Source organism: Sphingopyxis sp., assembly GCF_050725615.1.
Classification (GTDB): domain Bacteria; phylum Pseudomonadota; class Alphaproteobacteria; order Sphingomonadales; family Sphingomonadaceae; genus Sphingopyxis.
Genome location: NZ_JBOHHU010000008.1, coordinates 1 through 13,615 on the forward strand (window position 1 = coordinate 1; position 13,615 = coordinate 13,615).

A 13,615-nucleotide genomic window follows, 5' to 3' on the forward strand; every position below is an offset into this window, starting at 1 on the left:
TCCCGCACCCCCGGGGAGGCGCGGCGGCTTTTCTGTGTCGGAGCTCAGGCCGCGAGGCGGTTGCGCGCGACGACGAGCGTCCAGCGCACGAGCGCGGGCAAGCGCGCGAGCACCGTCGAGGGATGCGCGCGCAGGGCGCGGCGGACGAGGTCGACGCGCCAGCGGGTGCGGCTTTTGAGCGCAAGGCCGAGCAGGATTTCGCTGCGGCTGCGCGGCGGGAGCTGGTCGGGCATCGCGCGCTCGACGATCACGGCGGTCAACGCCTGGATCTGGTCGGCGCGCTGGCTGGTCAGGCTGCCCCCGTGCTTGCGGTAGCGATAGAGATCCTCATGCAATTCGACGAAGGCGAAGCGCTGCGCGGCGCGGAGCCAGAAGTCATAGTCCTCGACCCCGAACAGGCCGACGTCATAGCCGTCGAGCGCCTCGGTCACGGCGCGGCGATACAGAAAGGCGGCGCCGATATTGTTACCGTGAAGCAGCCGTTCGACCGGGCCGACGCGCGATCGGCCAAGGTCCTTGCCTTCATCGTCGATCAGGGAAAAGTCGGCATACGCCACCCCGGCGTCGGGATTGGCGTCGAGCGTCGCGACCAGCCGGTCGAGCATCTGCGGACGGAGGAGATTGTCGTCCGAGGTCCAGCTGTGCAGGTCACCGCGCGCCTGGGCGAAGCCATGGTTGAGCGCGGCGGGAAGCCCGACGTTGGTGTCGAGGCGGAAATGACGGACCCGCGCATCGCGCGCCGCCGCAGCCGCCATGATAGCGAGGCTGTCGTCGCGCGACGCGTCGTCGACGAGGATCAGCTCGAAATCGGCGAAATCCTGATCGAGAACCGATGCGATGGCCGCATCGAGCCAGCGCGCACCATTGTGCACGGGCATCACCATCGACACCCGCGGGCGCGCCGCGGTCGAATCGAGAGCCTTGGTCCCTGTCATTGCCTCTCGCCATAACCCCGACGCACGATGCTTCCAAAGCCGTTCACCAAAATTGCGGGCCCATGGCGGCATCGCGCAGTTAAGTTTCGCATTGCATTTGTCCCCGCATGCACGACATTGGGACAGGATGCTGCGCCAGTATGAACTTGTCGAGCGCGTGCGCGCTTATGATCCCGACGTCGACGAGGCGTTGCTCAATCGCGCCTATGTCTTCACCGTCCAGAAGCACGGCAGCCAGAAACGCGCCTCGGGCGACCCCTATTTCAGCCATCCGGTCGAGGTCGCGGGCATTTTGACCGACCTCCACCTTGACAGCGAGACGATCGTCACCGCGCTGCTCCACGACACGCTCGAGGATACGCTGACCACGCCAGAGGAGATCGAGCGGCTGTTCGGCGCCGACGTCGGGCGGCTCGTCGACGGCGTCACCAAGCTCAGCAAGATCGAGGCGCAGACCGAGAATGAGCGCGCGGCGGAGAATCTGCGCAAATTCCTGCTCGCCATGTCCGACGACATCCGCGTGCTGCTGGTCAAGCTGGCGGACCGGCTGCACAATATGCGCACGCTGCATTTCATCCAGAATCCCGACAAGCGGCGGCGCATCGCCAAGGAAACGATGGATATCTATGCCCCGCTCGCCGAGCGGATCGGCATGTATGAATATATGCGCGAGATGCAGATGCTGGCGTTTCGCGAGCTCGAGCCCGAGGCCTATGCCACGATCACCGGGCGTCTCGCCAAGCTGACCGCCGGCGGCAAGGACAAGGTCGCGGCGGTCAGCCGCGACTTCAAGGAATTGCTCGCAAAGAACGGCATCGAGGCCGATGTTTCGGGGCGCGAAAAGCACCCCTATTCGATCTGGCGCAAGATGCAGGAACGCCATGTCAGTTTCGAGCAGGTGACCGACATCATCGCGTTCCGCATCATCACCCCGACCGATGCCGACTGCTATGCCGCGCTGGGCCTGATCCACCGCAAATGGAAAATGGTCCCCGGCCGCTTCAAGGACTATATTTCGACCCCCAAGCGCAACGGTTACAAGTCGCTGCACACGACGATCATGCACCAGCAGAATATGCGCATCGAGATCCAGATCCGCAGCCTGGGCATGCACCAGCAGTCCGAATTCGGCTTCGCCGCGCATTGGGCCTATAAGCAGGGCGGCGCGGTCCCCGACGGCCAGGCGGGGTGGATCCGCGACCTGCTCGAAATTCTCGAGCAAACGCACGATCCCGACGAGTTCCTCGAGAACACGCGCATCGCCATGTATCAGGATCGCATCTTCGCCTTCACGCCGAAGGGGAGCCTGCACCAATTGCCCAAGGGCGCGACTCCGGTCGATTTCGCCTATGCGGTCCACACGGGGCTCGGCGACCGCACCGTCGGGGCGAAGGTCAACGGGCGGCTGGTGCCGCTGCGCACCCAGCTCGCGAACGGCGATACGGTCGAGATTCTGTCGTCGGACAAACAGACGCCGCAACCCGCCTGGCTGGGTTTTGCGGTCACCGGCAAGGCACGCGCCGCGATCCGCCGCCATGTGCGATCGAAGGAAAAGGTCGAGCTCGCCGCGCTCGGGCGCAAGATGTATGACGAGATCGTCGCGCGGCTGCCCGGCCGGATCGGCGACAAGGCGCGCGCGGCGGCGCTGACCCGCCTCAAGCTCGAAGACGACACCGCGCTCTACGTCGCGATCGGCAAAAGGCGCCTGTCCGACGACGCGGTGCTCGAAGCGCTCGTCCCCGGCATCACCGCCGAGATGAAATCGAAACCCGGCAAGCTGGCGCAGGGCGCGGCGGTGTCGATCGAGGGACTGACTCCCGGGGTCGCCTATCAGCTCGCCGACTGCTGCCACCCGGTGCCCGGCGACCGCATCGTCGGGCTGGCGCGGCCGGGCGAGGGGATCGAGGTGCATGTCATCGACTGTCCCAGTCTCGCCGACGGGGTCGATGCGGACTGGATAGACCTGCGCTGGCAGGAAGACAGCGAGGGCGGCAATGCGCGGCTGTGCATCGTGATCCTCAACGAACCCGGCACGCTCGCCGAAATGTCGGGCATCCTTGCCGCCAATTCGGCGAACATCACCAATTTGCGCCTGTCGAACCGCGAAGGCGGCTTTCACACCTATGACGTCGTCGTCGAGGTGCGCGACGTCCATCACCTGATGCGCATTCTGTCGGCGCTGCGCGCATCCGACACGGTGGTGCAGGCCGAGCGGCTCTAACCCCCGGGCTTCACCGATCCATCGGCGAAATCGGCGAGGCGACCTTCGCCGATCGGCGCGGCGGGATTGCCGCCGACGATGACGTTGTGCGCGACATCCTTGATCACCACCGCGCGCGCCGCCGCGACCGCGCCATCGGCGAGCGTCACGCCGGGGCCGACAAAGGCGTCGGCGGCGACCCAGGCGTTGCGGCCGACGACGATCGGCGCGGCGGTGAGCGCGAAGCCGGGGGCGTGGATATCGTGGCTGGCGGTGCAGAGATAGGCGCGCTGGCTGACCACCGACCAGGGGCCGAGCGTCACCTGCGCCACCGAATAGATTTCGCTGCGCGGGCCAAGCGTGCTGCCCTCTCCCATGGCGAAATTCCATGGCGCCCAGATGCGCGCGCTGGGATAGGGCCGCGCCTGCGGGCCGATTCTGGCGCCGAACAGCCGAAGCAGCCAGCGGCGCCAGCCATGGAGCGGGATCGGGCTGGGGCGGTAGAGCAGGAGCCAGGCGGCATTCCACAGCGCGCGGCGCAATTTGTCGCCGGGACTGGGATGGGGAATCACGACCGGGCGCATCTTATCGTCTCATATCAACGGCGCGGCGGGACGGTCCGCCGACGCGATGCTCTCGCACAGGTCGGCGCGATTGGCTAGCCGCCGAACTTGTCGGGGCCGCGCCACGCCGCCGCTTGCTCGGGGTCCTTCGGATCGCTGTCGCGCACCTTGTAGACATTGCCCCGGCCGTTCAGGAACAATTTCTCCATCTCGGGCCGGGTGAAGGGGCGCGAGCCGAGGCGGCCGAACACCGCGATCTGACCGCCGGTTTCGTCGACGGCCCGGTCGCGGTCGAGCCCCTTCGACAGCGCCAGCGCCGGCGACGGTGTCTTGGCCCAGGCGATCATCTGCGGCGTCGGCTTTGGCGAAAAGCCATAGAGGCCGGCGTTGTCGGGGCTGGTCAGTTGCAGCACCTTGATGCCGTTGCGACCGTCGGCGACATAGGCGAAGAGCGAGGCGTTGGTCGAGGCGACGATGACATCCTCGGCGTCGGTCGGCGCCCCCTCGATCGCGAGGCGCGGCCAGACGACCGGCGCGGCGGGTCGCGTGATATCGACGATGATCAGGCCCTCCTCCTTCGCCGCGACATACATATAGGTGCGGGCCAGATAGACTTTGCGGGCATTGGCGAGGCGCACGCTACCCGACGGCACCGGCTCGAGACGGGGAGTCTTGTCGTCGTCGATGTGCGTGATGTCGAACAGCTTCACGCCCTCGGCGTCGGTGACCCACAGATAGCGGAACTGGACAGCGCTGGCGCGAGCATCGGTCATCGGCACCTTCGCCTTCACCGCCGGCGCCAACGGGTTGCGCAGGTCGAGCACCACCAGTCCGAAGTCGGTCGTGATATACGCATCGCTGCCCGCCAGCGTGACGTGCCGCGCCCCCGTCAGGATTCCGTCCGGGTTCCAGGTCAACGCGCGCGACAGTTTGTTGTCGCGGAATTCCGCGTTCGCCATCGTGTCGATATCGACGAGGACGAGGCCTTCGACGCGATCGGTGATCACCGCATAGCGATAGATGGCGTGCATTTCCTGTTCGTGATTTTCCGGATATTTTTCGCGGATGTCGATGTTCCGCTTCATGCTGATCGGCTGGGTCGTCGCGATCGCCATGCAGGTCGCGTCCGTCGTCTTCACATGCGTGTCGTGCCCGAGCGAAGAGAAGGGAGCGCGAATGATGCGCTCGGAGAAGCCCTTGTTGCCGATCGACGCGACGTCATAGACGCGGAAGCCGCCCTTCCCTTCGGCGACGAACATATATTCGCCGCGCTGTTGCAGGCAGTTCACCCGGCCGCTGGTGTCCTGGACGATGTTGGCGAATTCCTCGAGCGCATATTTTTCGCCCGACACCTTCTTGTCGAAGGTCTTGCCGCGCACCCAATTCTTCAGCTCGCGCCCGTTCTGCTCGACGTGCAGCTTCCAATAGTCGGGATAGGCATATTTCTGCAGATAGCTGCCGATCACCGCCTGCGGCTCGTCCCATTCGGTCACGCGCGTCGCCTGGAAACTGCCGTCCTGACCCGACCAGACGTTCAGCCCGACAAAATTGACAAAATTGGTGCCGAGCAGGTTCAGCTGCGCCATGATTGCATTATTGTCGTCCTTTTCCGACACATGGCAGTCGCTGCACTGTTTGGTTTCCTGTTTGCGGACGGTGTGCGGGAAATGCGGCGCGAAGGCCTGGCTCGAAAAGCCCGCCGACGAAATCGGCGGCTGCTGCACATAGATGCGTTCGCGGTTGATGTTGGTCGACGACAGGACCAGCGCCGAGGTCGATCGCACCGGCGTGATGATGCCGCGGACCTCGCCGTTCGGACCCGGCTCCCCGGGCTTGGTGAGCTGGTGGCGGCCAAGCTGGAACATCTCGTCGCGCGCAACCTGCGGGTTGTAGGTCGCGAAGTTGCGCGTCTCTTCCCCCTCGAAATGGTGCATGCTGGTCTTCCAGTTCGCCTCGATCGGCAAATGGCAGCCGCCGCAACTCGTCGTCCAGGAGAGGTGGCAGGTGAAGCAGGTCATCTTGTCTTCGCCGTGCGCCCGGTCTTCCTTCGCGATCTCGGGACCCCATTCATATTTGCCGTCGTCGCCGCCGCTGCGCGCCATCAGCTTGGCGCGCGCCGCCTTGGCGTTGAAATGCGGTCCCGGGGTCACCGCCTGCTTGACGAGGCTGACCTGCCATTCGAGTTTCGGATCGACGATCGAACGCTGGATCAGCCCGGTGACGTCGCCATTGTCATTATACTGGAATTCGAAGCGCCTCCGCCCGTCGGGGTTGCGGAGCAGCGCGAGATTGGTGCCCTGCGGCCGCGCCGCGACGTTCGAGGTCAAGAGGTTGGGCAGCGCATCGGCGGTGCCGTGGCAATCCTTGCATCCGATTTCGACCGCGTTGGCGACCTCGCCCTGGATATAGCCATTGCCATGGCTGTCCTGTGCGAAGTGGCAGTCGGCGCATTGCATGCCCTTTTCGGCGTGGATGTCCATCATATGGACCGCCTTGCCGGGGTTGATGCCGGGCGGCACGAACTTGCCCTCGACCCCCGGACGGCCGAGATCGGCGCTCGACAGGCAGAGGTCGCGCTCCTTGGGATCGGTATAATGGCTGCAGCTCTTGCGCCATTTCTCCGGATCCTTGGGATCGATGATGTTCGGGTCGGTGCCGTAAGTCGCCATATTGCCGTCGGCGGTCAGCAGATTGCCTTCGCGATCGCGCTTGAAGATGCCGCGAAAGTTCCAGCCATGGCCGTGATAGTCGGCGAACTGGGTGTTCTGGTTGGTGTCGTTGACGTCATAGACGTCGCGCAGGAATTCGACATCGGCCCACAGCCCGCGCGCCGCCGCCGCCTCGGGGTTGCGTTCGAGCACCTTGTGGACCTCGGCAGCGGTCGGATAATGCTGCTGCTTATATTTCTTCAGATAGTCCTTTTCGTCCATCCCGGGCGGGCGCGGCGCGGTGTTGTCCGGGCCGGGCCACATTTGCGGCGCATCCGATTCATAGTCCCACATCGTGTAGCCGAGGTAGGAGTTCAGGAAGATGTTCGGCTGGTGCATGTGGCAGGACATGCACTGTGAGGTCGGGATCGAGCGCGTGAAGCTGTGCTTGATCGGGTGGCCCGCCTCCAGCCGTTCCTTTTTGGCGAAGACCTGCGGCCCGGCAGCCGCGTCGGCCGGGTCGATCAGCCCGCCATGTTTTTCTTCGTCGGGGGCGTGTTTGGCGGGGTCGCCATGGTCCGACCCGCCGCCGCCCTGCGCCTTGCCGCCATGGCCGTCACTCTCGGGCTTCCACTTGCGGTCGCGGATCGTCGGGTCGATCGTCGCGGTCTCGCCGTCGCGGCCATATTTCGAATAGGTCAGGCTGTGGCGCGGTTCGCGATCATTGGCGTAGATCACATGGCAGCCCGAGCAGCCCGAATGGCGATAATCGCCGGGCTGGTCGTTGGTGCCCATGAACCACATCAAGGGATCGTTGAGACGCGTCTTGTGGATGTTGAGGACGGGGATCGACACGCGCAGCCCGGTGCCGGGACCCCGGTTCGATTGCTTGAGGTCGGGGCGACCCGGCTCCTCGAGGCGCTGGATGCTGCCGGTCGGATTGGGCAGGCCGATTTCGGGGAATTGGGTGTTGATGTTGCGCCCGCCGCGCTCGAAAACGCGAAAGACGTCACCGGGCGGTAGTACGCTCCAGCGCGGCAGCGGGTACATCTTGCCGAGCGCGCCGCGCGCGCGCTCCTTGTCGGTCAGGATCTTGGCGAAGGGGACCTTGGGGCTGCATGCATTCTTATATTCTTCCGGCGTCATCGACGTGGTGGGTGACAGGATGCACGCGGCCTCGCCCGTACGGGTATAAGCCTCGCCAAAGATGTAATTTTTATAGGGAACGATGCCGTTGTTATACGCCGCGCCGCCCCACAGCATCGCCCCGGTCGACATCATCGAGCGTTCGGTCGCCTCGATCACCTCGAGGTGGCACGCCCCGCACGCCTCTCGCGCGACGCGATAGTCGCTGGGGTTGATGAAGCGGATGAACTCGGGCGCTTCCTTGTTGAGCAAGGTGTAGCTGCGTTTCGGATTCGCCGAGCTGTGGCCCCAGCTGTCGGGCAGCGTCGGTTGCGGATGCGCGACCTTCATCGCCGCGAGATTATAGGGATTGTCATAGCCCAGCTTGGCGTTGCCGAAGGCGGCGGGCGATTCGGCGTCGCCGCCATGACAGTCGACGCAGCCGAGTTGCACCGCCGGGGTCGCATGCATCGACGGCGCATCGGTCTGGGTATGGCAGCTGTAGCAGCCCTTCGATTTCGCGAGCACCGCCGCTTCGCGTTCCTCGAAGGTCGTGCCCGGCTGTTCGCGCGGCGCGGGCGGGCTGAAGCGATATTCGACCTTGACCGGCTTTTCACCCTCGGACGCGCGCCCGATGGTGGCGACAAGGCTGACGCCCATCAGGACGAACGCGAGCAGGGCAAGGAGCTTGCGGGCCATCATCTAAAAACTCACAATCACATTGGCGAGGATCGAGAGATAGGCCCGGTCGCCCTCTTTATTGTCGAACAGATCCTTGAACCCCTTGCCCGGCAGCAGCACTGCGGCGCTGAGGCGGCCGACGATATTCTGGGTCGCCTTGGGCCGCCAGATGCCGGCGAGCGACAGGTCGAAACCGATATCCTTGGGGATCGAGCCTTCGCTGCGCAGCACCTGCAGGCTTGAGGTGTCGGCGAACCAGAGATGGTTGAAATTGGTGCTGACGCGCACTTCGGGCGACAGGTCGAAATCGCCGCCGACGCCGACGAAGACGGTACCGGGATTGTTGAAGTTCGACTGCCCCTCTTCCTTCGACGAGCGCAGCGAGTTCAATATGCCGTTGCGGCCCGAGATCGCGATGACGCGCCCGCCGCCGGCGAAGGGAATCGTCTGGCGAATCCAGTAGCTGGTGTCGGCGCCGCCGAAGATCGGATTTTCGAAGATCGCGTCGAAGCCGCCCTCGGTATTGTTATAGGGGTCGCGGTCGCCGGTCGCGTAGAGGCCCGACAGGCGGAAGCGCATCCAGTCATGGTCGTAGCTGAGTTCGACCGCGCCGAAGCCAGCGCGAATCTTGGCGGGCTTGCTGGTGAAGAAGCTGTTCCGATCCTCGCCCAGCGCCGCATAGAAGCTCGCGGTCACATTGATCCGGCCGATCCGCCCGTCGGCGCTATAGCCCAGATAGACGACATCATATTCGCGGCCCTTAAGGTCGCCGAGCAGCGCGGGGCGCACCGGGAAACCATTATGGTCGATCTGGATGTCGTTCTTTTCGCGGTTCATATTATAGGTCACGCTGACCTGGCTGGTCAGCCCGACGAACGGGAAATCCTGGCGATAGAGATTGCCGGTGAAGATGAAATCGTCGCGCGGCGTCTGGGTGATGTCGTTGAGCCCGGAGTTGGTGTCCTTTTCCAGCCGCCAGAAGGCGGCGAGATTATATTGGAAGCGGTTGTTGTCGCGGTTGCCGAACAAGCGGATGCCGAGCTGCGAATCCTGGAACAGGAAGCCGCGGAAATCGCTCTGGAACGGCTGGATGCCCACCCGGATCGAGTGGAAATCGAAACGGTCGCTGTCATTGTCGAGATGCTTGTCGACGAACAATTCCTGCACGCCGATGAAATGGTCGAAACGGTTGCTCTTCTTCGACGGACGCACATCGAGCACGCGCCGTTCGGGCACGTCGACATAGTTGGCCTGGTAAGCGAGGGTCAGGCGATATTCGACGTCGGGCGGCTTGAACGCGGTCGACCCCTTGATCAGCGCGGCGCCGACAATGAAGGTCTGCGCCGCCACGAAGCTGCGGTTCTTGCCAAACACGTCGAGGCTGCCGGGGCGCGACGTCGTCTGGACGCCGACCGGGATCGGGAAGGTGCGCGGTTCGAACACCGTGTCCGAAATGGCGTTGACGACAAAAAACCAGTCTTCGCCCTTGAGCCCCAGGAATTTGGGCGTCTTGCAGCGCACTTCACCGGTCCGCGCGCGCAGCGCCTGCTCCTCCTCGGTCGGGATGCAGATCGGGCGGTCACCCTTGTAGGTGTTCTGATGATAGGGATCGAACCAGTGTTCCTTGACGACGTTAAGGCTTTCGATCAGCCGCCAGCGATCGGGAACCGGAAGCTGGTCCTTCATCCCCGGAAAGGCCTCGGGCGGCGGCGGGCGCAGCGCGCCGACATTGTCCTGGGTCAGCTGGTCGGGCAGGTCGGGGCGATAGCCCGGGCGGCGGCGGCCCTCGATGATCTGGGTGACGAGGTCCTCGCTCATCATCTCCTGCCAGTTGATCGGCGGCGGCGGCGGGGTCAGGTCGTCGAGCGACGGATCGGCAGCGGGCGCTTCTTCCGCCGCGGTCGGCGCAGGCTCGGCCGCCTCGCCCGGGGCACCCTGTGCCGCCAGGCTGGCGATGATCGGCCAAAGGCTGCTTCCCGCGAGGCTCATCGTCTAGAGCCCGTCGCAGACATTTTGCTGCGCCGTATCGAGGAAGGGGGCGAAGGGACAGCCGATATAGCGCAGCCGCACCGAGGCGCCGCCGGCGAGGTTGACGATGATGCGGTCCGAACGGATCGCGGGCGGTGCATTGCCGATGCCGCCGACGCGCGCGCCGCCATTATGCGCGCCGAGGAAGCTGATCATATCGTCCTGGTCGATACCATCGCCCGATACGCCGATGCCGCCGACCAGCTGGTTGCCGCGATAGATGGGGACCGACCCCGGGAAGATCTGGATGCCGTTCTGCAGCCGGTTGGTGCCCGACGGCGTGTCGGGAAGCGTCGTGCAGCGCTGCGGCGTATCGGTCGGGCTGGCCCCGGTGACGAAGCCCAGATGCTGCCCGATATTGCCGATGACGAGCGCCGATTGCAGCCCGGTCGAGAAGGGGTTGAACTGCGCGATCGGGCGCGACAGCGGTCCGTTTGGACGCCCGACCTCGCCATCGGGGAAATAGGGTCGCGACAGATTGCCGTTCGCACGGTCGGAGAAAGCATGGGTGCCGGTGAGTGCGGCGGGATCCCCCAGGAAGGTCCGGGTCGCGGTGACGAACTGGCGGACGTCGGCGCTGGTATTGGCGCTGAGGTTGGCGCCGGCGATGCTGTTCGAGAAGAAGGTCGCGGTGCGCGCCTTCTGCAGGCTGACGTCGGTGCCGAAAATCGGCGCGTCGGGCGACCGGACGATACCGAGGACCGCGCCATGGGTGTCGACGACGCTGACCGACACCTGCGCGCGGCTGTCGAGCGGACGGCGGATCTGGCCGCGCGCGCGGCTGATGATCGTGAAGGCCTCCTCCATCACCGCGCGCACTTCGGCCTGGGTGAGCGGGGCGCTGTTGCTCGCGGCGTCGGTCGCGGCGCGAACCGGATAGCGGTTCGTCCCGCTGCCATCGGTGAGGACATAGGCGTCGGGGTTGCTGAATTCGGCGGCGGTCGAGGGGCGCATGCCCGACGCCTCGGTGCCATAGACGGTGCCCGCGATGATCGCGGCATTATTATAGCCGATCACCGCGACCAGATTGCCCGCACTGCCGTTGAAGCTTGCGAAGCTCGCGCCGGTCGATGACTTCAAGCCGCCATAGGTCGCATCGGAAAAGCGCAAGGTCGTGCCGTCGACGGTGATCTTGTCGGCGGTGATGCTCGTCGGCGCCTCGAACCCGCGCGTGCCGGCGAGCGCGATGAATTCCTCGGCGTCATTGTCGACGTCGAGGATATTCGGGTCGCTGCCATAAACACCGTCGCCCATCACCCCGATGCCGCCGACGAGCTTGCCATTCTTATAAAGCGGCAATCCGCCGGGGTCCGCCGAGAGACCGAGCGGCGAGCGTTTCGGTCCGATCAGCGCCGCGCCGCCGGGGGCACCGAAGCGCGCGCTGAGGTCGCTGCACGGCAGCTGGCTGAACTGGACACCGAACAGCGGACCGCTTTCGAGCCCGACCGTCGTCGGCGCGGGCGGGAAATGTTCCTGGACGATCTGGCTCGCGGTGCGCGACGAAAAGGCGTTGCCCGCGCTGGACAGATAGGCCCCGGTCACGGCTTTCGCGATCGCTCCGGCCTCGGCCGGAACCGTGACATTCTGCGCGTCCATGTTGACGCCATTGGGCGCGGCGGCGGTCGTCGCAGTGGCGCGCGCGCCATTCATGCGGAAGATGCCGAGAACATTGCCGACGCGGTCGGTGACCGCGATGACCGACGGCAGGCCCTGCGCCTGCGCCTCGGCGATCGCGCCCGCCATCACCGCCTGGACGTCGGCGACGCTCAGCGATTCACTGCCCGGCTGGGTGAAGACGCTGCCGGTCGGGGTGGGTGTCGGGGTCGGCGTGGGTGTCGGGGTCGGGGGGGGATTGCCGCCGCCACCGCCCCCTCCACAGGAGGACAGGAACAGCGCGGCGATCGCGGCAAGGGCGGTCGAGCGGAAGAGGCGGCTATGGTTCTGCATGACGATCAGCGCAGCGCCCGGATGGCGCGCACCGCGCTGCCGAGCGAGGCCTGGAATTCGGCGGGTTTATAGGCATTGGGGTCCTTCACCGCCGCATAGGCGCGGTCGATGTCGCCGCGGATGCCGGCGGCGGCGCCCACGGTGATCCGCCCCGACGAGACCATCGAGTTGAGCAGGGTGTCGACTCCCATCACCGCCTGCTGCGATCCCGAATAATCGGTCAGCCGGTCACCCAGCGCCTTGGCCGAAATCGCATCGACGAGCGCGAAGGCATCGGCGCCCGAGAAACTGCGCGCGGCGAAGGCGGTCTTGAGCGCCGCGACGGTCTGTCCGAGCTGCGCGGCGGCGGCGGCGGCGCTGGCGCGGTCGACCGTCATCGCCCGGTGGAAGGCGGCGGTGCGCGCCGCAAGCTGGTCGGCCAGTCCGGGGGCGGCAATGCGCGCGGCGGCCGACAGCATGATCAGATTCTCGTCATTATAGGGCGGCATGCCTTCGGGCCAGCCAAGGCCGTTGCCGAGCGCGCGACCGGGATTGTCCATGCTCGTCTTCACCGGCTTCGCCTGATCATAGATGCGGCGATGGCAGCTGTGGCAGTCGAGGAAGTAGAATTCGGGGAACATGCCCTCAGTCCCGCGCTTCGACTGGAAAAGCTGGAGGCTGCGTTCGAGCGCCACCGCCTGGCCGACCGCCCACATCTGGACATGGTCGGTCCGCGCGTTCTTCACACCGAACTTGCGCCAGCCATAATCCTCATCCTCCTGGTGATGCGCCTGGAGCGACGAGAAGAGGTCGAGTTCGAAGCTGATGCGCGGATGCCCCGCCGCCATGATCCGATGGGTCACAAACTGGCCGTCACGCGCCTTGCCGAAGTGGCAATCGACGCAAACCTCGGCGCGCTCGACGGGATTCTCGAGCTCCGCCAGGCCCGCCCGGATATTGGCGAGATGCTTTTCGCGGCTTTCGCGGTCGGGATCGGCGGTGGTGCCGACCCCCGCATAATGGCTGGCCAGCCATCCACCGGCGGGGCCGTGGCAGGATTCACAGCTGACCCCGTCGGCGAGCACCGCCGACGCCCCGGCCTTCGCGACATCGCTGTGGCAGCCGAGACACATCGGCGCCGTCGCCGCATCCGTGAGCCCCAGATTGCGGGCGATGACCTGGCTTCGGCTGTTGCCCAGCACCGCCCAGGCGCGGCTGTGCGCGCCGCCGGGGGTCGACGGCTCCTGCCATTTCATCAGCTCGTCCTGGCGAACATATTGGCCGTCGCCTTCCATCCGGCCGTGACAGGTCGATCCGGCACAGGACGCGACGCCGACGAAGCGCGCGCCGTTTTCACCCTGCGAGCGGGCGGGCGGAGCGGCGATGACGGCGGCCACGACAAGCGTCGCCAACATCAGCACAAGGGCGGCAAAAGCCACCCAAGGCCGATCGCGGCGCTCCCTTCCAGCGTGCGTCGTCATCGCAGAACCCCTTGTTAACCCGGACCGG

The 13,615-nt window shown here is 65.5% G+C and carries 7 protein-coding genes; 1 reads left to right on the plus strand and 6 read right to left on the minus strand.

Annotation, left to right across the window (positions count from 1 at the left end):
• Positions 1-44: 44 nt before the first annotated feature.
• The gene (locus ACREB7_RS03110) at positions 45-935 is read right to left on the minus strand and encodes a glycosyltransferase family 2 protein (RefSeq protein ID WP_431590825.1); all 891 of its coding nucleotides are present in this window, start codon (positions 933-935) and stop codon (positions 45-47) included.
• Positions 936-1,062: 127 nt separating this feature from the next.
• On the opposite strand from ACREB7_RS03110, the gene ACREB7_RS03115 reads away from it, so the two are divergent.
• The gene (locus ACREB7_RS03115) at positions 1,063-3,156 is read left to right on the plus strand and encodes a RelA/SpoT family protein (protein ID WP_431590826.1); all 2,094 of its coding nucleotides are present in this window, start codon (positions 1,063-1,065) and stop codon (positions 3,154-3,156) included.
• On the opposite strand, the gene ACREB7_RS03120 is transcribed toward ACREB7_RS03115, so the two are convergent.
• The 5 genes from ACREB7_RS03120 to ACREB7_RS03140 all read right to left on the minus strand — a co-directional run bounded on the left by ACREB7_RS03120 (position 3,153) and on the right by ACREB7_RS03140 (position 13,587).
• Positions 3,153-3,719 (minus strand): putative colanic acid biosynthesis acetyltransferase, encoded by a 567-nt coding sequence (locus ACREB7_RS03120; protein WP_431590827.1) that lies wholly within the window; start codon positions 3,717-3,719, stop codon positions 3,153-3,155. The two genes, ACREB7_RS03115 and ACREB7_RS03120, sit on opposite strands and share 4 nt — an antisense overlap.
• Before the next feature lie 74 nt (positions 3,720-3,793).
• Complete coding sequence (locus tag ACREB7_RS03125; RefSeq protein WP_431590828.1) at positions 3,794-8,170, minus strand: hypothetical protein; 4,377 nt, start codon at positions 8,168-8,170, stop codon at positions 3,794-3,796.
• A 3-nt stretch (positions 8,171-8,173) separates the two neighbouring features.
• Positions 8,174-10,141, minus strand: a complete 1,968-nt coding sequence (locus tag ACREB7_RS03130; protein ID WP_431590829.1) for a hypothetical protein — start codon at positions 10,139-10,141, stop codon at positions 8,174-8,176.
• Positions 10,142-10,144: 3 nt separating this feature from the next.
• Positions 10,145-12,127 carry a heme-binding protein gene (locus ACREB7_RS03135; RefSeq protein WP_431590830.1) on the minus strand — a complete coding sequence of 661 codons (1,983 nt, stop codon included), beginning with the start codon at positions 12,125-12,127 and terminating at the stop codon, positions 10,145-10,147.
• 5 nt (positions 12,128-12,132) lie between these two features.
• Positions 12,133-13,587: a multiheme c-type cytochrome gene (locus tag ACREB7_RS03140; RefSeq protein WP_431590831.1), complete on the minus strand. Its 1,455-nt coding sequence runs from the start codon at positions 13,585-13,587 to the stop codon at positions 12,133-12,135.
• Positions 13,588-13,615 lie beyond the last annotated feature (28 nt).

Excerpts from the sequence above, each read along its gene's own strand:
- ACREB7_RS03110 (WP_431590825.1), bottom strand. The coding sequence starts at position 935 with ATGACAGGGACCAAGGCTCTCGATTCGACCGCGGCGCGCCCGCGGGTG.
- ACREB7_RS03115 (WP_431590826.1), top strand. The coding sequence starts at position 1,063 with ATGCTGCGCCAGTATGAACTTGTCGAGCGCGTGCGCGCTTATGATCCC.
- ACREB7_RS03120 (WP_431590827.1), bottom strand. The coding sequence starts at position 3,719 with ATGCGCCCGGTCGTGATTCCCCATCCCAGTCCCGGCGACAAATTGCGC.
- ACREB7_RS03125 (WP_431590828.1), bottom strand. The coding sequence starts at position 8,170 with ATGGCCCGCAAGCTCCTTGCCCTGCTCGCGTTCGTCCTGATGGGCGTC.
- ACREB7_RS03130 (WP_431590829.1), bottom strand. The coding sequence starts at position 10,141 with ATGAGCCTCGCGGGAAGCAGCCTTTGGCCGATCATCGCCAGCCTGGCG.
- ACREB7_RS03135 (WP_431590830.1), bottom strand. The coding sequence starts at position 12,127 with ATGCAGAACCATAGCCGCCTCTTCCGCTCGACCGCCCTTGCCGCGATC.
- ACREB7_RS03140 (WP_431590831.1), bottom strand. The coding sequence starts at position 13,587 with ATGACGACGCACGCTGGAAGGGAGCGCCGCGATCGGCCTTGGGTGGCT.